The sequence below is a fragment of the Pseudarthrobacter sp. fls2-241-R2A-127 genome (assembly GCF_030209355.1).
Lineage (GTDB): Bacteria > Actinomycetota > Actinomycetes > Actinomycetales > Micrococcaceae > Arthrobacter.
This window is the reverse complement of sequence record NZ_JARVSF010000045.1, coordinates 53,422-71,814: the sequence shown is the minus strand read 5'-3', so window position 1 is coordinate 71,814 and position 18,393 is coordinate 53,422. Positions and strand designations below refer to the sequence as shown.

The window sequence follows — 18,393 nt, the reverse complement described above, 5'->3', positions numbered from 1 at the left end:
ACTGCTGGGTAACGCGGTGTTGTGGGCTATCCGGCCGGGCTGGTGGAGATCCGGTGGAGCCATTCGAGGAAAAGCTTGAGTTCCGAGCTGGAAAGCTGGTCAGAGTGCGAGGCCTGAAGTGCGGCATTCAGGGCGATCGCTGCCACCACTACCGAGGACTTCCCGGCGCCGCCCGGGGCCGGGCCGCTGGCGGGCTCGGCGGACACCGCGAAAATCATGGCGTCCCGGGTCATGGTGGACAGTTCGAGGTTGCGTTCGGCGGCGGGCTCCGCAATCAGCATCAGCGTGACACCCACGTTGGCCGCCAGGATGGACCTGGCCGCTTCCCTGGGCTGGACGTTCAGCTGGCCCGCTGCCGCTGCCTTGTTCAGCATCTCTTCCATGAGCGCCTCGGCGTCGGCCACGATGGCTGGCCGGCTTTCGGGGCGGATGTTGCCGAACATCACCAGGTACAGCTCGGGCTGGTTCAGACCGAACTGCACGTGGTTGTCCCACATTCTCCGGATGTCCTCAAGAGGCTGCCCGGAGGGGGCGAAGTCCCGTTCGCCCGCGACATATTCCTCAAACCCTGCGGCGACGACGGCGTCGAAAAGACCTTCCTTGTCACCGAAGTGGTGGTACAGGGTGGGGGCGGAAACCCCTGCCAGCTGGGTGATCTGGCGGGTGGAGACCGGAGCTCCCGCGGATTTTGCCAGCAGTTCCGCGGCAGCACGGAGCAGCCGCATTTTGGGGGGAAGCTGGCCATCCAAACTCATAACCGCTACCCTAGCACCTATAGCGTTGCTATATGAACTGAATCACATACAATTTTTTCAGGCACGTTTCCTGCCCCTGGACGTAGCAGTCCTCCGGCGGACCCGGCACGGCGCCGGAGAACTTGGCGGGCCTGTCTACCGGCAGAGAATGAGGACCTTCAGTGCAGAACTTCCCAGGAGTAGGCGTCAGCCCAGGCCGCGTCATCGGCACCATCCGGCAGATGCCCAAACCCATCAGTGAGCCTCCCGCCGGTGAACAGCTGGCGCCGGACACCACTGCCGAGGAAGCCACCGCAGCACTGAAGGCGGCCTCCCAGGCCGTCCATGACGAACTGAAGGAGCGCGCCGCGCACGCCGTAGGGGACGGCAAGGCAGTCCTGGAAGCCACGGCACTGATGGCCAAGGACACCATGCTGATCAAGGGCGCCGCCAAACTGGTGGCCCGGGGTGTTTCTGCCGAACGCGCCATCTGGGAATCCGGCTCCTCGGTCTCTGAGATGCTGCATAACCTGGGCGGCTACATGGCCGAGCGCGCCACCGACGTCCTGGACGTCCGCGCCCGGATTGTCGCCGCGCTGCGGGGCGTTCCCGCGCCCGGCATCCCTGCCTCCAACACCCCGTTCGTCCTCGTGGCGGAGGACCTTGCCCCGGCGGACACGGCCACCCTTGACCCGAACAAGGTCCTGGCGCTGGTCACCGCCGGCGGCGGCCCCCAGTCCCACACGGCGATCATCGCCCGTTCCCTCGGCCTGCCGGCCGTGGTGGCCGCCGTGGGCGTCGACGAACTGGCGGACGGCACCGAGGTGTATGTGGACGGCGCAGCCGGCCTCATCACCGCCGAGCCCGACGAATCCCTTCGCGCGACGGCAGAGGCCTGGGCTGCCACGGCGTCACTGCTGGCTGAGTTCACCGGCACGGGCACGACGGCGGACGGCCACGAAGTGCCGTTGCTCGCCAACGTGGGCGGCGGCAAGGACGCCGAAGCCGCAGCCAAGCTCGGAGCGCAGGGCGTGGGCCTCTTCCGCACCGAGTTCTGCTTCCTGGAGCGGGACACCGAACCGTCCATTGAGGAACAGGCGGCCGCCTATAAGAGCGTCTTCGATGCCTTCCCGGGCAAGAAGGTGGTCCTGCGCACCCTGGATGCGGGCGCCGACAAGCCGCTGCCCTTCCTCACCGACTCCACGGAACCCAACCCGGCCCTCGGCGTCCGCGGCTACCGCACCGATTTCACCACCCCCGGCGTCCTGGACCGGCAGCTTGAAGCCATCGCCCTGGCCGAGCAGCAGTCCGAGGCCGACGTCTGGGTCATGGCGCCCATGATCTCCACCGCCGAGGAAGCCGCGCGTTTCGCCTCCATGTGCGCCGACGCCGGCATCAAGACCCCCGGCGTCATGGTGGAAGTCCCGTCCGCCGCCCTCACCGCGGAATCAATCCTCCGCGAAGTGGGCTTCGCGAGCCTGGGCACCAACGACCTCACCCAGTACGCCATGGCCGCCGACCGCCAACTTGGCCCCCTGGCCAACCTCAACACCCCCTGGCAGCCCGCAGTCCTGCGCCTCGTAGGGCTCACGGTTGAGGGGTCCAGGGCCGAAGGCCACAACAAACCCGTTGGCGTCTGTGGTGAGGCTGCCGCGGACCCGGCCCTCGCCGTCGTCCTCACCGGCCTTGGCGTGACCACCCTCTCCATGACGGCCCGCTCGCTGGCCGCCGTGGCGGCCGTCCTGAAGACGGTAACCCTCTCCGAAGCCCAGGAACTGGCCAAGCTGGCCCTCTCCGCGCCGAGCGCCACGGAAGCCCGGGCCTGGGTGCGGGAGAAACTGCCGGTCCTGGAGGAACTGGGCCTCTGATCCGGAGGAACCGCCCGGCCTGCGGGCACCCGTCCGACGCGGGATAGGCTACGTCCATGGCATTGATAGCCCCCCGCGTTACGGCCGGCCTGCCCGCAGGTGAGGCCGGCAGCCTTGCGCGCGCCCTCGAGGACAGCAACGACATCACCGTCTTCGTGGACGGCACCGTCCACCGCCTGCCCGCGCAGGCGAGGGACGCCGTCGTCGATCTCCTGGCACGGCTGGGACGCGGCGAAACGGTGACCGTGGGCAGCGTGGAGGAAATGTTGACCACCTCCCAGGCTGCGGAACTGGCGGGGATCTCGCACACGTACCTGCGCAACATGACGGACCGCGGGGAAATCCCTGTGGAGTACCGCGGCTCGCACCGCAGGATCCGGCAGGCTGACATCATGGCGTGGCTGGAGCACCAGAAACTCGAAGACCAGAAACGCCAACAGGACAAGGCCGCCCGCGACCACGCCGGCGTGGCAGAGTAGTGCGGTTTCCCCTTGGCCGGCGGGACCGGAAAGACGCCAGGTTGCACTCAACGGAGGTGGAAGCCAACGGCCTGACGGGCAGGCTGCTCTGGGCTGACGGTACTCCCGCGCCAGGACAGGACGCCGCAGGCAACCCGGCCGGACCGGCGTATGTCCTCATCCACGGCATCGGCGTCTCCCACCGCTACCTCCGCCGCCTGCACAACGAACTGGCCGGCGCCCCCACCTACTCGCTGGACCTGCCGGGTTTCGCCGGCACCCCCCGGCCCGGCAGGCAGCTCTCCGTTGCGGACTACGGCTCCTTCATCGCCCAGGCGCTCAAAGCGAGCGGCATCGACTCGTACATCCTGGTAGGTCACTCAATGGGCACGCAGTTCACCATCGAGGCCGCACTCTACGCCCCCGAACGGGCACGCCGGCTGGTCCTGATGGGACCCGTGGTGGACTCCCGGCACCGGAGCGTCCTGCGGCAGGGCATGGCCCTCACCCTCGACGCGCTGCTCCGGGAAAGTGCCTCGTCCAACTGGATCGTGTTGACGGACTACTTCCGTTGCGGCCCGCGCTGGTACTTCACCGAAGTGCCGGTGATGATGGGTTACCCCACGGAGCAGCGGCTGGGCGGCATCAACGTTCCCATCCTGGTCCTCCGCGGCAACCATGACCAGGTGGCAGGGCCGGAGTGGTGCATTCGGCTCGCCCAGGCCGTACCGCAGGGAAGCTTCGCTGAAATTCCGGGGGCAGGCCACGTGGTCCAGCATGTGCGCCCGCGGCAGGTGGCGGACGCCATCCGGTCCTTTGCCGGGGCCGCCTCCGGGTAAGCCCGGATTTCCCTGCGTCAGATCCTGGGCCTTGCCGCCCAGCGGCGCATCTTGAGCGCGGCGTGCAGTTCCAGCCGGGGCAATCCCTTCAGCGGGTCCACCCCCAGCAGCTGGCGGATCCGCCCCAACCGGTTGTAGATGCTGCTGCGGTGCAGGTGGAGCCGGGAGGCCACGTCCTGGACGGAGCCGTCATTGTCATACAGCAGCTCCAGGACGGGGATGAGCTCGCCGTTGCGGTCGTGGTCCTCAAGCATCCGGAAGTACACGGACCCGGAGTCCGCCCATGCCCCCACTCCCCCGCCCGCGGACGCGAGCAGCTGGTAGACGCCGGTGGCGCGGCAGTCCACGAGCTCGCCCAGCTGCGGGTCCACGGCGGCCGCCTGGGCTGCCATCCGGGATTGCCGGTACGCCTCCGCGAGCTGGCGCGTCCTGGCGAAACCCTCGCTGATCCCCAGGATGATGCGGTGGACCGGCCGGCCCGAGCGCTTGGCCAGCTCCAGCTGGTAGTGCACCAGAACCTGGGCGTGGTTGGCGCGGCCGGTCGATTCGCGGAACAGCACCACCGAATGGGTTTCGGTGCCGGCACTGAACAGGGCGGCATCCACACCCACGGTTGCCTGCAGGGCGGTGGATCGATGGATCAGGGTGGACGCGATGGGGTCAGGTCCGCTGGCCCATCCGTCCGCGTCCAGCACCGTGACCATCTGCCATGGACCCCGGCCCTGGACTTCCTTCCAGCCCGCCACCGCGGCCACCGCATTGGGCTCCCCGGAACAGGCCAGCAGAAACTCCCGTTCACGGCCCCGGCGGAACTCGGATTCAGCCGTGTTCGAGTCGAGCAGGAGGCCTGACAGCAGCTCAAGCTCATGGTTGACGCCGGGCAGCTGGGTGAGGATCGCCGTCGGACTTTCCTCTGCCGAGTCCTGCTGCACCCACAGGTAGCCCACCCGAAACCCCCGGACCATCAGCGGGACGCAGACACGGCCCAGCATGCCGAGCTCCGGATTCCCGGGGATCACCACCGGCCGCACGGCGGTGGCGATCCCGTGGGAGAGCTGCCAGGCACTGACATCCGCCGGGACCTTCTTGCTCAGCAGGAAATTCACCCGCACGCGGTCTGCGTGCGACTGGTTGGAGCTGTAAGCGAGCAGCAGGCCGTCCAGGTCCTCGAGGGACAGGCCGCGGCCAAGCTTCTGTGCCACCTGTTCGACGAGCTGTTCCACACCCTGCTGCTGCATGGGCTCACACTACTGCTTGCGCCGCCCGACAGACGAACCAACACGAGGCGACACCTGACGCTTCAGGACTCGACACGTGTCGAGCCTCGCACGGTAAAAACACCGGAATGGCGCGGTTCATCCATCCAGCCTGCAGCGGGCCCATGTCGCCTGGCTCACAGGCGGATTTATCGTTGAAACACGCAAATCCTTCCGCATTAACCGGCCCACCGGCCCCAAAAAATGGAGCAGACGATGATCATCGGCGTCCCCAAAGAAATCAAGAACAACGAATTCCGCGTGGCCATCACCGCGGCCGGCGTCCACGAGTTCCGCACCCACGGCCACACCGTACTGGTGGAGCGCGGTGCCGGCCTGGGCTCGGGCATCACCGACGAGGAGTACGCGATCGCCGGTGCCGAGATCGTCAATGAGGCTGACGACGTCTGGTCCCGCGCCGACATGGTGATGAAGGTCAAGGAGCCCATCAAGTCCGAGTACCACCGCTTCCGCAAGGGCCTGATCCTCTTCACCTACCTGCACCTCGCGGCCGAGCCCGAACTGACCCAGGCGCTCATCAACTCCGGCGTCACCGCGATCGCCTACGAGACCGTGCAGGAGGGCCGCTCGCTGCCGCTGCTGGCCCCGATGTCCGAGGTGGCCGGGCGCCTGTCCGTCCAGGTGGGCGCCACCTCGCTGATGGCACCGGCCGGCGGCAAGGGCGTGCTGCTGGGCGGCGTCCCGGGCGTGCGCCCCGCGAAGGTGGTTGTCCTGGGCGCCGGGGTGGCCGGCACCAACGCCGCCGCCATGGCCCTGGGCCTCGGCGCTGACGTGACCATCCTGGACATCAACATCAACCGGCTGCGCGAACTCGATGCCCAGTACCAGGGCCGGCTGAAGACCGTTGCCTCCAACAAGTACGAGATCGAAAAGTCAGTGGTTGACGCAGACCTGGTGATCGGTTCCGTCCTCATCCCCGGCGCCAAGGCCCCCAAGCTGGTCACCAACGACCTCGTGGCCCGCATGAAGCCCGGCTCGGTCCTGGTGGATATCGCCGTGGACCAGGGCGGCTGCTTCGAGGACACGCACCCCACCACGCACCAGGAACCCACTTACAAGGTGCACAACACCATCTTCTACTGCGTGGCCAACATGCCCGGCGCCGTCCCCAACACCTCCACTTACGCACTGACCAACGTCACGCTGCGCTACGCGGTGTCCCTGGCCAACCTGGGCGTCAAAGCCGCTTTTGACCGCGACCCCGCCCTGGCCGCCGGCCTCAACATCGCCGCCGGCCACGTGGCACACCACTCCGTGTCCGAGGCCCACAACCTGCCCCTCGTTTCCGACTGGCACGAACTGGTTTCCGCCTAGTCACCCTTCATCGATTGCTCCGTACTTGTCGTTTTGGACCCCCAGAACGACAACTACGGAGCAATCGATTGGTTTTTAACCAGTTCCCGGGCGGCCTCGATCAGCTTGAGGACCTCGACGGCGTCTTCCGGATCGACCGGAAGGGGCAGGGATGACTGCGCGCCGCCGTCGAGGATCTTTTCGGCCAGGATCCGGTAGAACTCCGGATAGGCTCCGCGCTCGGTGGGCAGGGCGTCCAGGTGGCCGTCACGGCCCAGCTGCCCCGCCCATTCCAGCGCTTCCTGCCCGTACCCGGGATCCAGGGGGCTGCCGCCGGCGGCAAGGTAGGGCTCCTGCGGGTCCACCCCGTTCTTGGTGTACCCGCCCACCGAACCCAGCACCCGGAAGCGCGGCCCCTGCTGCGCGCACTGCATGTTCATGGTCAGGTGGCTGGTCACGCCCGAATGGTGCCGCAGGACCAGGAAGACGTCGTCATCCGCCCGTTCATCGGACCGCCGCGCCGCCAGCTCGGCGTGGGCCACCGTAGCGGGACCGAACAGCTGCAGCGCCTGGTCAACCAGGTGGCTGCCAAGGTCGAAAAGGACCCCTCCCCCGTCCGCGGCGGTGGCCCGCGCTTTCCAGGGCTTGGCGATGGTGGGCTGCCAGCGCTCGAACCTGGACTCGAAGCGCGTCACCCCGCCCAGGGCCCGGGCGGCCAGCAGTTTCCGCAACGTCAGGAAATCACCGTCCCACCTCCGGTTGTGGAACACCGTCAGGACCCGGCCCAGCTGCCGTGCCGCCTCAACCAGTTCCTCCCCTTGGGCACTGGTCACGGCGAACGGTTTATCCACCACCACATCCAGTCCCGCCTGCAGCGCAGCCTTGGCCAGCGGATAGTGCGTCTCCGGCGGGGTTGCCAGGACCACCAGGTCAAGGACCGCTGCCCGCTCCAGGGCGGCGGCGCCATCCGGCACGATGTCCGCCCCCGGATGCCGGGATGCGGCAGCCGCCTGCCGCCCGGCGTCGGACGTGGCAATGACGTCCAGTGAGTAGCTGCCGTTGGCCGCCAGCAACGGGGCGTGGAACACGCTCCCTGCCAGCCCGTAGCCGACGACGGCGGTGCGGATGGTGCGGGGGCTGCCTTCAGTTCCGGTCATGGAAGCTACGCTACCCCGGGGTAGGCAGCGTTAAACGGGGCCGGCATCCCTGGTGCGTGACCAGGGGTGCCGGCTTCTCGATCGGGTTGCGGGTGGTTACTTCTTTTCCCAGCCGATGGTGGTCCAGTCCGGGACCTGCGAGGTGCTCTGGAAGAGCGACGGGCCGTAGTTGGCCAGGCCGGTGCGGACGAAGGAGATCTGCGGGCCGTTGAAGACCACGCCCATGGAGTAGTACTTCGCCATGTGTTCCTTCTCCACGTCCATGGCAGCCTTGTTGCGCGCTGCGTTGTCCTCGATGGAGGCGAGGTCGGCGATCTTCTTGTCCAGGTCGGCGTCACCGAGCTTGTTCTCGTTGACCTTGGAGTCGTAGTACTGCTTGACGGCGTCGGTGGCATCCGGGCCTACGGTGTAGCCGGAGATGCTCAAGTCGAACTCGCGGCTGCCCAGGACCTTGCCGAAGTCGGCGGACGCGCGCTGGTCGATGCCCACATCCATGCCGCCGGCCTGGAGCTGCTTCTGCAGGGTCTGTGCCACGGCCAGGGTGGTGGGATCGTCGCCGAAGTTGCTGATCTTGAAGGCGGCGGGCTTGCCGTCCTTTTCCATGATGCCGCTGGCGTTGGGGCTGTAGCCGGCGTCGGTGAGGACCTTCTTGGCGGCGTCGGGGCCGGTTTCCTTGACCGGGTAGTTGTCCTGGTAGTACTCGGAGAACGGCAGGAGCATCATGGAACCGGAGCTGGGTTCCTCCCAGTTCAGGCCGTTGAAGCGGACCTTGCGGATTGCTTCGCGGTCGACGGCGGCGAAGATGGCCTTGCGCACGTTGACGTCCGTGATGCGCTGGGCGTTGAGGTTCAGGCCACCGGCGAAGAGGCGCTGGCCGCGGCGGATGTCCGAGTCCTTGGTGCCGTCCAGCTGCTTGTACAGCGAGATGGTGTTGGCGGACATGGCATCGATTTCACCGTTCTTGAAGGCGGCGATCTGGGCGCTGGTTTCCAGCTGGCGGAAGGTCACATTCGACAGGACCGGCTTCTGGCCCCACCACTTCTCGTTCGGAACCAGGGTTACGGTCTTGGCGGCGGTGTCGTACTGGTCCAGCTTGAAGGGTCCGGCCATCCACTCCGGGTGCAGGTTGCCGTTGAAGCCGTTGTTGAAGATTTCAGGGGTGTTGACCGCGGGGTGGATCAGTCCGAAGAACAGTGAATCCACCGGGAAGACCGGGCGGGACGTCTTGACGATGACTTCCTTGTCGCTGCTGCCGGCCTCAACGGAATCAACGAATTCGTACGCTCCGGAGCTGACGATGTCGTAGCCGGCGTCCGGGCTCTTGAGGATGTTCCAGGTGTTCTTGAAGGCCTTGACGTCAATTGGGGTGCCGTCGTTGTAGGTGGCCTTGGGGTTGACCTCGATGGTGATGGTCTGCTTGCCGTCCTTCACCTCGCTCTTCACGGACTCGCAGAAGTCCGTGTTAGGGGTGACCTTGCCCTTGAAGTCCACCTTCCAGCAGCCGCCGATGCCGCCGCTGTTCATGGCGACCGGGTTCATGGGAATCTGCAGGGCGGAGTTGTCCGCGCTGTTTCCGTTGTTGGAGAAGCCGTTGAAGTCCGGGCCGATATTGCCCAGCGGGAGGGTCACCTTGCCGCCCTGCTGGAGGTCGGCTGCCGGCTTCTCATTGATGCTGATCAGCTTGGACAGGTCGCTGCCTGCCTCCTGCCCCTTGGCTGTTTCGGGGCCGCTGGCACCGCCACCGCCGCAGGCCGTCAGCGTCAGTGCAGCAGCAATGGCTGCTGCCCCGCCGATCCTGTTCAGTTTCCTCATGGTTTTCCCTTCATTGGTGCGAGTGGTGGTGCGGGTGGGGTCGAAAAAAATCCTAGGGCGTAAGGTGGTCCGCCGGTTCGTGGACCACCAGCATGTCCTCATCAATTTCCCCGTCCGGGTAGAAGCAGGCGAATTGCTGGTCCGGCGCAGGCAAGGGAGCCTGCTCCAGGGCCTGCACGGCCGCCGAGGGCGCAGCGGCTTCCAGGAGCGGTTCCAGGGTGAGGCATTTTTCCTGCTTCGCGGGCGGCAGCGCGGCGAACACCGGGCAGCGGGTGGCGAAGTTGCAGCCTTTGGGGGCCTGCAGCGGAGACGGCAGGTCGCCTTGGAGGATGATGCGTTCGCGGGTCTTCTCCAGTTGCGGATCGGGTACCGGGATGGCGGACAGGAGGGCGCGGGTGTAGGGGTGGCGGGGGTTGTCGAAAACCCGGTCCACGGCTCCGATCTCCACGATCTTTCCGAGGTACATCACCGCCACGCGGTTGGAAATGTGGCGTACTACCGAGAGGTCGTGGGCGACCAGCAGGTAGCTCAGGCCCAGTTCAGCGCGGAGTTGGTCCAGGAGGTTGATGACGCCGGCCTGCACCGATACGTCCAGGGCGGAGACGGGCTCGTCCAGGACCACCAGTTTGGGGTTCACCGCCAGGGCCCGGGCGATCCCGATCCGCTGCCGCTGGCCACCGGAGAACTGGTTGGGGAAACGGTTGACGTGGTCCGGCTGCAGGCCCACGAGCTTCATCAGCTCCATCACCCGCTTCTTGATGGCGCCCCGGTCCATTCCCGCGTTCTGCAGTGGTTCGGCAAGGACTTCATAGACCGTGAAGCGCGGGTCCAGGGCACCTGTGGGGTCCTGGAAGACCATCTGGAGTTCGCGGCGCATCTTGCCCTTGGTCTTGGCATCAGCCGCCTGCTTGTTGCTCAGGCCGCCGATCACCACCTCGCCGTCCTGGTCCGGGTGGAACTCCATGATTTCCAGGAGGGTGGTGGTCTTTCCCGAGCCCGACTCGCCAACGATGGAGAAGCATTCGCCCTCGCGGATATCGAAGCTCAGGCCGTCCACCGCCTTGACCGTGCCGATCCTGCGCTTGATCAGCGCTCCCCTGGTCAGCGGGAAGTGCTTGCGGACGTCCGTGAGCTGCAGGACGGTGGCCCGTTCCGCCCGGGGGATGGCGTCAAAGCGTGAGACGGGTACGGGCGGGGCGGCGAAGACATCGTGCACGTCAACCGTGCCGCCGAGGGAGCCGGACTTGATGCAGGCGGCGCGGTGCAGGCCATCTCCGTCCACGGGCTCCAGGCCTGGTTCGCCGTCCAGGCAGGCGTCCGAGGCCAAGGGACAGCGGGGCGCGAACGAGCAGCCGGTGGGGGCCTGGAGCAGGTTCGGCGGCATCCCCTCGATGGGCACGAGCGAGGATTTCTCGGCCACGTCCACACGCGGGACGGCGCCGAGCAGGCCCATGGTGTACGGCATCCGCGGGTTGTAGTAAATGTGGTCCACGGCCCCGGTTTCCACGGGCTTGCCTGCGTACATGACCATGATGTCGTCGGCCATCCCGGCCACCACGCCCAGATCGTGGGTGATCATGACGACGGCCGCGCCGGTCTCCTCCTGCGCGGTGTGCAACACCTCGAGGACCTGGGCCTGGATGGTGACGTCAAGTGCCGTCGTCGGCTCATCAGCGATCAGGACGCGCGGGTTGTTGGCGATGGCGATCGCGATCATCACCCGCTGGCGCATGCCGCCGGAGAATTCATGCGGGAAGGCTTTGAGCCGGTCCTTGGGGCTGGGGATTCCCACCATGGCCAGGAGTTCGACGGCGCGGGCTTCCTTGGCCTTCTTGCTCATCGTGGGGTTGTGGATGGTGAGTGCTTCGATGATCTGGGTGCCCACGGTGAACACCGGGGTGAGGGATGACAACGGGTCCTGGAAGACCATGGCGAGCTCGTTGCCCCGGTATTCGCACATGGCTTTGTCGCTCAGCCCAAGCAGCTCACGGCCCTTGAGCCGGACGGACCCGGTGACCTCCGCAGTGGGCGCGAGCAGGCCCATGATGGCCAGCGATGTGACCGATTTGCCGGAGCCCGATTCCCCGACAATTCCCAGGGTGCGGCCGGGCAGCAGGTCGAAATCGATGCCCCGGACGGCGTGTACAACACCGTTTTCGGTATTGAACCGGACGTTCAGGTCGCGGACGGACAGGACGGCGTCGCCGGGGGCGTGCAGCCCTGCTACGTGCAGGCGCTCCACGGTTGAACGTGACGGGTCCGTGGCTCCGGTGGTGGTTTCGCTGCTCATGGCGTCTTCTTCTCCGCACGGATAGTCCGGGCTTTGGCTTTTTTGGCTTTGCCGCTGGAAGTGGAGCTGGGGTCAAAGGCGTCGCGGAGGCCGTCGTTCATCATGGCCAGCGAGCCTGTGAGCAGGAACATTACGGTCAGCGGCACCCAGAACATCCACGGGAAGGTTGAGACCTGGGAGGTGGCCTGGCCGATCAGGACGCCCAGGCTCACGTCCGGTACCTTGATGCCGATGCCGATGAAGGAGAAGGCGACCTCGGCCAGGATCGCTGCGGTGACGCCGCGGGTGATGTCCAGGATCAGCAGCGAGCCGATGTTGGGAACCAGGTGCCGCCACACGATGCGGCGCGGCGGGACGCCCATGTACTGGGCCGCCTTGACGAAGTCGCGCTGCATGAGGGACATGGACATGGACCGGATCAGCCGGGCGGTTCCCATCCAGCTGAACACGAGCAGGACGATGATCAGGAGCAGCCAGGAGGGGAGGTCGCGTTTGAGGCCCGCCGCTCCGCCGCTGGTGGCGACGGCCACCACCAGGAGCGCCGGCATCATGATCAGCGCCTCCAGGATGAAGAGCATGACCTTGTCCACTTTGCCGCCGAAGTAGGCCATGGTGCAGCCGTAGACGGCGGCGATCAGCACCGATACCAGGCCCACCACCAGGCCGATCAGGATGGAGATCCTGGTTCCTTCGACCGTCATGGCGTAGAGGTCGATCCCCGCCTGGGAGGTGCCGAGGTAGTGGTCGGCGGAGGGCGGCATCCCGATGTTGAAGGGATCGATGGTCTCCTTGTCCCACTGGGTGAAGAATCCCCCGATGAACGAGGAGACGGTCAGGGCAACGAAGATGGCCAGGCCGGCCACGGCCGTCTTGTTGCGCAGGAACCGGCGGATGATGATGGTGGTCTTGCCAATGACGACGTCGGCGCTTTCCAGGTGCGCGTCCTGCGCCACGGCTGCCGGGTCAACGGCGTTCAGGTTGGTCATGGCTACTGCACCCGCACTCTCGGGTCGACAAGCGTGGTGGCGAAGTCCGCCAGGATGGCGCCCAGGGCGAAGATCACTGAGCCGTAAGCGAGCGTGGCGGTGGCGGCATTGACGTCCTGCAGCGAGATGGCGTCGATACTCCAGGACCCCACACCGGGCCACGCGAAGATCTTCTCGGCGAAGAAACCGCCGGCGAAGATGGCCGGGATGGTGAAGGCGATGCTCTGGGCCACCGGGATGAAGGAAACCCGGAGCGCGTGCCGTGCGATGGCCTGGTTCCGGCTCAGGCCCTTGGCCCGGGCGGTGCGGACGAAATCGGCGTTGACGTTGTCCAGCAGGTACTGCCGCTGGGCGATCTGGTAGGCGCCCCAGCCCACCAGGGTGATGGCCACGGTCGGCACCACGTAGTGCGCCATCAGGTCGGCGAACTGCGGCCAGCCGGGCGCAACACCGGGGGTTGAGATGCCCGTGACGAAGAAGATCCGGTCACCGACGGATTCGTTGATGTTGATGGCACCGAGCTGCACCAGGAAGTAGGCGATGGGTGCGGGCACGATGTAGGCGAGGTAGCTGTAGGACGTGATGACCCGGTCCTGGAACTTGTACTGCCGCGCCGCCGAGTACACGCCCAGGGCGACGCCGATGACCAGGGTCAGGATGATCGAGGCCAGGAAGAGGCGGGTGGAGATCCAGACGCGGTCCCCAAACTCGGCGTTGATGTAGGCGCCGTTGGGGCTCCGGCCCCAGTCCCAGCGGGTGATGATGCCGGTGAGCCAGTCAACGTAACGCTCCCACGGGCTGAGGTCCGGGTCCAGGCCCTTGAGCCGCATGGAGTTGGCGACCTGTTCCGGGGTGGGCCGGGGGATGCGTTCCTGCTCGAGGAGTGCCGGCTTGAGTGAACTGACAGCCAGGAAGTAGCCGGCGGACGTGGTGAGGAAGATCATCACCACGTAGGTAATGCCGCGCTTGGCGAGGTATTTGAGCATGGGGCGCTATTTCTTCCGCGGTGCCGCCGTGTGCTGAATGGAAAAACACTCCGGTGTCCGCTGGTATGCCGTGCCGCCCACATTTACCATCACTGCTGGATCCTTCCGTCTTCCCCGGGGGTGCACGGGTTGTGCCGGCCTCCCCGGGACCTGCAGCCAGCGGATAGCTGGCCTCCCGCCGCCACTGGGGCATGTCCTGGTGGACTATGTTGCGGGTCACATTCCAGAGGAAACTATCACAAGCAATAAGCCCGGAAGCGACGTAGTCCAGCGAAATACCGCGGGCCGTATCAGATCGTTATGAATAGTTCTGTGAAGTTGGCTTGACTGGACGGAAGGTCATCCCACCGCGTAATCTACGCTCCGCCCGCCACCCGTGTGACAAGTTCGCACCAGGATGCAGCGAGGCGTTCCCGCGTCACGCCATGATCGCGGATAAGGTGCAGGAGCCGCTCGGGGTCCAGGGCCGCCGTCAGGGAACCGGCCAGCAGTCCCGGCTCCCGGGACTCGACGCCACCGGCGCGCAGCAGCATCTCCACATCCTGGTTCCAGAGGGCCACGGCCGGGACTTCAAACCTTCCCCGGGAGGCGTTTCCGGCCTCGAGGACCAGGTCCCCGTACTCGACCACGTAGGCGATCCTCTCGGCACCAAAGGCAATCAGGCGGTCCAGGGGCGTGCCGCCCGGCCCAAGGGGCGGCGGCCCGAACAGGAAGCGGGCCTGGAAGGCGGCTTCAGAGTCGTCGAGCAGGGTCAGCATGAGTCCCGCGCGGCTGCCGAAACGCCGGAAGACCGTCCCCTTGCCAACTCCGGCGTGTTCGGCCAGGCGGTCCATGGTGAGCGCCGCGGCGCCCCCCTGTTCGATCAGTTCACGGGCAGCGAGCAGGAGGCGCTCCCGGTTGCGGGCAGCATCGCTGCGTTCCGCGGCCGTCACCGGTGTCATTCCCGGCCGCACTGGGATGGAACTCACACAGACAGTCTAGCCATGGGGAATATAAACGGACTGCGGTCCGTTTACTCTGGTGAAGGCTCCCTGAGCCTGACGTTTGACCGATCGCGGCCCCCGCCGCGCCCCTAGCCAGGAGTTCCCATGACCAAGAGCACAGTACTGACCCTCGTCGGCAGCCTCCGCGCCGAGTCCACCAACCAGAAACTGGCGGAAGCGATCCAGCTCAACGCACCGGAGCAGGTGGATGTGGTGATCCACGAGAGCCTGGGCAACATCCCCTTCTACAACGAGGACATCGACGTCGAAGGCCAGGTTCCGGCCGCAGCCGCGGCCCTGCGCGCCGCCGCCGCGGAGGCCGACACCATCCTGCTGGTCACGCCGGAATACAACGGCACGGTGACCGCGCCGTTGAAGAATGCCATCGACTGGCTGTCGCGCCCCTTCGGTGCCGGTGCGCTGGCAGGCAAGCCAACCGCCGTCGTCGGAACCGCCTTTGGGCAGTACGGCGGCGTCTGGGCACAGGACGAGGCCCGCAAGGCCGCAGGCATCGCCGGAGCCAGGATCCTGGAAGACGTCAAGCTTGCCGTGCCGGGCTCGATGGTCCGGTTCGCCGAAGTCCACCCCAAGGACGACGCAGAGGTTGTGGAACAGATCAAGGGCATCTTCGACTCCCTCGCCGCTTCCACCCCGGCAGCCTGACGCAGCCAAGCCTTCTTGTGGTGCCCGGTTCGCGTCAGGCGTGCCGGGCATCGGCGTCTCCGGAGGCTCCCGCCCCCGTAAATAAGGAATCAACAGATGTTGCCCTGTGAGCAACGGCTGGTTGTATTCTGGCTGTTGTGACCCACGAAACACTTGACGCATCCGCCGGCACGCTGCCCGCGGAGGCCATCGATGCGATTGAGCGTGCCGCCACCTCGGCACACCGCCACGAGGAGCTTTTCTCCGAACGGGCGGCAAACATCCGCCAATCAGCCGTCCGGGATGTCTTCGACATTTCACTGCGCCCGGGCCTGGTGTCGCTGGCCGGAGGCAGTCCCTACCTGCAGTCGCTGCCACTGGCCCGGCTGGCGGATACAGCGGCAGCGATCATCGCCAACGACGGCCTGACGGCTCTCCAGTACGGGGCCGGCCAAGGCACCCAGGAGCTCCGGGAACAGATCTGCGAGGTCATGGCCGCGGAAGGCATCCTGGATGCAAAGCCACAGAACGTGGTGATCACCGCCGGGTCGCAGTCGGCACAGGACGTGGCCACCAAGCTCTTTTGCAATCCCGGCGACGTGGTCCTGGTGGAGGACCCCACCTACGTCGGCGCACTCAACACGTTCGAGGCCTACCAGGTCCAGGTGGAAACAGTGGAGATGGACCAGGACGGCCTGGTCCCCGAGCTGCTGGAAGCACGGATCGCGGCCCTCCAGCTCGCCGGCAAAAGCATCAAGTTCCTGTACACAATCCCCAACTTCAACAACCCCTCAGGCATCACGCTGGCCAAGGAACGCCGGCAGCAGGTGGTGGATATATGCAGCAGGGCGAATATTTTGATCCTCGAGGACAACCCCTACGGACTCCTCCGCTTCGAGGGCGAACCGCTGGCACCCCTGCGCGCCGACAATCCCGACGACGTTATTTACCTGGGCTCGTTTTCCAAGATTTTCGCCCCCGGGCTGCGGATCGGTTGGGCCCTGGTCCCGGAACACCTGCAGCGGCGCTACTACCTCGCCGCCGAGGCCGTCACCCTCTGCCCGCCGGCCCTGAACCAGATGCTGGTCTCCGCGTACCTGCGTGAGTACGACTGGAAGGGCCAGATCGAAACCTACCGCGGCCTGTACGCCGAACGCTGCCGTGCCATGCTGGCCGCCCTTAAGGAGTACATGCCGGCCGGAACCACCTGGACCAGCCCGCAGGGCGGCTTCTTCGTGTGGGTGACGCTGCCCCAAGGCGTGGACACCTACCCGCTGCTGCACAAGGCGATCGACGCCGGCGTGGTGTTCATCCCCGGAGCCGCCTTCACGCCGTCGGACGAGCCGTCCAACAAGCTGAGGCTTGCTTTCAGCGCCGTCCCGCCGGACGCCATCGCAGAGGGCGTCCGGCGATTGGCGCCGGTGCTTCGGGAAGCGATTGCCGGGCTGTAGCGTAAGGCTCACGAGTGCCGAAAACCGAGCAAAGGAGCATGCATATGGGTGGAATCATCGTTGTAGGGGTTGACGGAAGCGCAACGGCAAAGAAAGCGGCCGAGTCGGCCAAGGAGCTGGCCGAGGCCTTGGGCGGCACGCTGCACGTCGTCTCGGCGTTCGACAGCGACAAGACCGAGGTGTTCGGCAGCGGCAGCGACCGCTGGATCGTGTCCGACGCCGATGCCGCCGAGCAGGTAGCCCGGACCGTGGCCGAATCCCTGGGCCGGGACATCACCGTGACCTACTCGGCCGCGCGCGGACGGCCCGCTGACGCCCTCATCAAAGAAGCCTTGCGCGTGGACGCGCGCATGATCGTTGTGGGAAACCGGCGGATGCACGGAATCGGCCGGGTCCTTGGCAGCGTGGCCAACAGCGTGGCGCACAACGCACCCTGCGATGTCTACATCGCCAACACCTACGACGCCGACTAGGGCGTAACGGCGGACACTCCCCGTGGTGGCGGACATCGCGGCGGGGGGTGTCCGTTCTCACCGCCGAAACGGCGGTCCGGCGCGGTCTGCAACGATAAAATTGGAGAGGCCCCCAAAGGCGTGGACACGTCCAAGCCACCTCCAGCAAAGGCCTTCCCCTTGATTACTCTGCAGCGCCGTCAGCTCGTCGGCCACGACATCCTCCTGGCCCGCCACGGGAACCACATCTCCTCCATGCGGGTGGACCGCAGCAACGGCAGGGTGGTGGCACTGCTTGACGACGGCAGCCTGGACAGCGCGCCTAACCTGATCGCCCCCGGACTGCAGCTGCCCCAGACCGTGCGCAGCGTCCTGCGCGAGGACTGGAAGCTCCTGAGCGCCTGGGCCGGTGCAGCCGCCCTGCTCGGAGGCCTGATGACCGCAGCCGCTGTTGTGCTGGGAACCACCGCGGATCCGGCCGTCCTCGAAGCCTTCACTGCCTACGCCGCCTACTAAGCCGGTAATTCCCCTCGGCCGCGCGGAGGCTCAGCCCACCAGCCAGCCCCGCAGCAGCCACCAGACCCCAGCCATCACCACTCCGCCGAAAAGCGCACCGGCCACCACCTGGGCGACGGTATGCGCCCGGAGCACGACGCGGGACCAGCAGACCGCCGGAACCAGCACCAGCAGCGGCGCCCACGCGGCACCAAGCATCAGCACCGATACGACGGCGGCGCAGGACACGGCGGCGGCATGGCCGCTCATCTTCCAGAACGGACTGACCGCTGCCAGGACGGCCACACCGCCCACCACTGCCAGGACCATGGCAATCACGCTGTGCGGAGCGCCTGCGGCGGTGAGCACCAGAAGCCCGACGGCGATGCATGCCAGCGCCATCAGGAGCACGGGTGCGCGCTGTTTCCGGTCGCTCACGTGGTGGTCCGTGACCTTCCCCAGCCGGACCAGGACCAGCAGCACGATCAGCGGAAGCACGCAGACAAACAGCGCCGCGAGTGCACCGTAGCCGACGGTGCCGGGGAATCCCGGCTCGGCCAGGGGGCTGATCAACAGCTGGATGCTCACCACCACCGGAGGCTGGAACACCTCCGTGACCCAGGTGGCCGCCCGGTTCTTTGCCCGCAGCGGCACGGTGTTGACGGGCACG

The 18,393-nt window shown here is 66.5% G+C and carries 17 protein-coding genes; 8 read left to right on the top strand and 9 right to left on the bottom strand.

Translation table 11 applies throughout. The features are described 5' to 3' along the window. Nucleotides 1-26 precede the first annotated feature (26 nt). Nucleotides 27-755, bottom strand: a complete 729-nt coding sequence (locus QRN53_RS20610; RefSeq protein WP_285245672.1) for a TetR/AcrR family transcriptional regulator — start codon at nt 753-755, stop codon at nt 27-29. Nucleotides 756-916: 161 nt separating this feature from the next. Here QRN53_RS20610 and ptsP point away from each other — a divergent pair, with 161 nt between their 5' ends. The 3 genes from ptsP to QRN53_RS20595 are packed head-to-tail and all read left to right on the top strand — an operon-like array spanning nt 917 to nt 3,899. Further along, nucleotides 917-2,602 carry a phosphoenolpyruvate--protein phosphotransferase gene (gene ptsP / locus QRN53_RS20605; protein ID WP_285245671.1) on the top strand — a complete coding sequence of 562 codons (1,686 nt, stop codon included), beginning with the start codon at nt 917-919 and terminating at the stop codon, nt 2,600-2,602. Between the two features lie 56 nt (nt 2,603-2,658). Continuing rightward, nucleotides 2,659-3,081 (top strand): helix-turn-helix domain-containing protein, encoded by a 423-nt coding sequence (locus QRN53_RS20600; protein ID WP_285245670.1) that lies wholly within the window; start codon nt 2,659-2,661, stop codon nt 3,079-3,081. Further along, nucleotides 3,081-3,899 carry an alpha/beta fold hydrolase gene (locus QRN53_RS20595; protein WP_285245669.1) on the top strand — a complete coding sequence of 273 codons (819 nt, stop codon included), beginning with the start codon at nt 3,081-3,083 and terminating at the stop codon, nt 3,897-3,899. The genes QRN53_RS20600 and QRN53_RS20595 overlap by 1 nt, the downstream gene beginning before the upstream one ends. A gap of 17 nt (nt 3,900-3,916) precedes the next feature. Here QRN53_RS20595 and QRN53_RS20590 read toward each other — a convergent pair whose 3' ends face one another. Next, nucleotides 3,917-5,137 carry a PucR family transcriptional regulator gene (locus QRN53_RS20590; RefSeq protein WP_285245668.1) on the bottom strand — a complete coding sequence of 407 codons (1,221 nt, stop codon included), beginning with the start codon at nt 5,135-5,137 and terminating at the stop codon, nt 3,917-3,919. Between the two features lie 234 nt (nt 5,138-5,371). On the opposite strand from QRN53_RS20590, the gene ald reads away from it, so the two are divergent. After that, complete coding sequence (gene ald, locus QRN53_RS20585; protein WP_285245667.1) at nt 5,372-6,490, top strand: alanine dehydrogenase; 1,119 nt, start codon at nt 5,372-5,374, stop codon at nt 6,488-6,490. Nucleotides 6,491-6,543: 53 nt separating this feature from the next. On the opposite strand, the gene QRN53_RS20580 is transcribed toward ald, so the two are convergent. From QRN53_RS20580 to QRN53_RS20555, 6 genes are all read right to left on the bottom strand, one after another. Continuing rightward, complete coding sequence (locus QRN53_RS20580) at nt 6,544-7,626, bottom strand: Gfo/Idh/MocA family protein (RefSeq protein ID WP_285245666.1); 1,083 nt, start codon at nt 7,624-7,626, stop codon at nt 6,544-6,546. Between the two features lie 96 nt (nt 7,627-7,722). Continuing rightward, nucleotides 7,723-9,438: an ABC transporter family substrate-binding protein gene (locus QRN53_RS20575; RefSeq protein WP_285245665.1), complete on the bottom strand. Its 1,716-nt coding sequence runs from the start codon at nt 9,436-9,438 to the stop codon at nt 7,723-7,725. A 52-nt stretch (nt 9,439-9,490) separates the two neighbouring features. Beyond that, complete coding sequence (locus QRN53_RS20570; protein ID WP_285245664.1) at nt 9,491-11,728, bottom strand: ABC transporter ATP-binding protein; 2,238 nt, start codon at nt 11,726-11,728, stop codon at nt 9,491-9,493. Next, nucleotides 11,725-12,714: an ABC transporter permease gene (locus QRN53_RS20565; RefSeq protein ID WP_285245663.1), complete on the bottom strand. Its 990-nt coding sequence runs from the start codon at nt 12,712-12,714 to the stop codon at nt 11,725-11,727. The genes QRN53_RS20570 and QRN53_RS20565 overlap by 4 nt, the downstream gene beginning before the upstream one ends. A gap of 2 nt (nt 12,715-12,716) precedes the next feature. Beyond that, nucleotides 12,717-13,700 (bottom strand): ABC transporter permease, encoded by a 984-nt coding sequence (locus tag QRN53_RS20560; RefSeq protein WP_018763683.1) that lies wholly within the window; start codon nt 13,698-13,700, stop codon nt 12,717-12,719. Nucleotides 13,701-14,056: 356 nt separating this feature from the next. Further along, entirely contained in the window at nt 14,057-14,668 is a 612-nt protein-coding gene (locus QRN53_RS20555; protein WP_502934868.1) for a TetR/AcrR family transcriptional regulator, read from the bottom strand. 120 nt (nt 14,669-14,788) lie between these two features. Here QRN53_RS20555 and QRN53_RS20550 point away from each other — a divergent pair, with 120 nt between their 5' ends. The 4 genes from QRN53_RS20550 to QRN53_RS20535 all read left to right on the top strand — a co-directional run bounded on the left by QRN53_RS20550 (nt 14,789) and on the right by QRN53_RS20535 (nt 17,744). Then, entirely contained in the window at nt 14,789-15,346 is a 558-nt protein-coding gene (locus tag QRN53_RS20550; protein WP_285245662.1) for an NAD(P)H-dependent oxidoreductase, read from the top strand. A gap of 137 nt (nt 15,347-15,483) precedes the next feature. Continuing rightward, on the top strand, nt 15,484-16,776 hold the full coding sequence (locus tag QRN53_RS20545) for an aminotransferase-like domain-containing protein (protein ID WP_285245661.1): 1,293 nt from the start codon (nt 15,484-15,486) through the stop codon (nt 16,774-16,776). A gap of 44 nt (nt 16,777-16,820) precedes the next feature. Next, a complete protein-coding gene (locus QRN53_RS20540; protein ID WP_285245660.1) occupies nt 16,821-17,249 on the top strand; it encodes a universal stress protein in 429 nt (142 codons plus the stop codon). 159 nt (nt 17,250-17,408) lie between these two features. Then, entirely contained in the window at nt 17,409-17,744 is a 336-nt protein-coding gene (locus QRN53_RS20535) for a hypothetical protein (RefSeq protein WP_285245659.1), read from the top strand. A gap of 30 nt (nt 17,745-17,774) precedes the next feature. Here QRN53_RS20535 and QRN53_RS20530 read toward each other — a convergent pair whose 3' ends face one another. Continuing rightward, nucleotides 17,775-18,392, bottom strand: a complete 618-nt coding sequence (locus QRN53_RS20530; RefSeq protein ID WP_285245658.1) for a phosphatase PAP2 family protein — start codon at nt 18,390-18,392, stop codon at nt 17,775-17,777. Nucleotide 18,393 lies beyond the last annotated feature (1 nt).

Excerpts from the sequence above, each read along its gene's own strand:
- QRN53_RS20590 (WP_285245668.1), bottom strand. The coding sequence starts at position 5,137 with ATGCAGCAGCAGGGTGTGGAACAGCTCGTCGAACAGGTGGCACAGAAG.
- QRN53_RS20540 (WP_285245660.1), top strand. The coding sequence starts at position 16,821 with ATGGGTGGAATCATCGTTGTAGGGGTTGACGGAAGCGCAACGGCAAAG.
- QRN53_RS20570 (WP_285245664.1), bottom strand. The coding sequence starts at position 11,728 with ATGAGCAGCGAAACCACCACCGGAGCCACGGACCCGTCACGTTCAACC.
- QRN53_RS20550 (WP_285245662.1), top strand. The coding sequence starts at position 14,789 with ATGACCAAGAGCACAGTACTGACCCTCGTCGGCAGCCTCCGCGCCGAG.
- QRN53_RS20560 (WP_018763683.1), bottom strand. The coding sequence starts at position 13,700 with ATGCTCAAATACCTCGCCAAGCGCGGCATTACCTACGTGGTGATGATC.
- QRN53_RS20580 (WP_285245666.1), bottom strand. The coding sequence starts at position 7,626 with ATGACCGGAACTGAAGGCAGCCCCCGCACCATCCGCACCGCCGTCGTC.
- QRN53_RS20565 (WP_285245663.1), bottom strand. The coding sequence starts at position 12,714 with ATGACCAACCTGAACGCCGTTGACCCGGCAGCCGTGGCGCAGGACGCG.
- QRN53_RS20575 (WP_285245665.1), bottom strand. The coding sequence starts at position 9,438 with ATGAGGAAACTGAACAGGATCGGCGGGGCAGCAGCCATTGCTGCTGCA.
- QRN53_RS20600 (WP_285245670.1), top strand. The coding sequence starts at position 2,659 with ATGGCATTGATAGCCCCCCGCGTTACGGCCGGCCTGCCCGCAGGTGAG.
- ald (WP_285245667.1), top strand. The coding sequence starts at position 5,372 with ATGATCATCGGCGTCCCCAAAGAAATCAAGAACAACGAATTCCGCGTG.
- QRN53_RS20610 (WP_285245672.1), bottom strand. The coding sequence starts at position 755 with ATGAGTTTGGATGGCCAGCTTCCCCCCAAAATGCGGCTGCTCCGTGCT.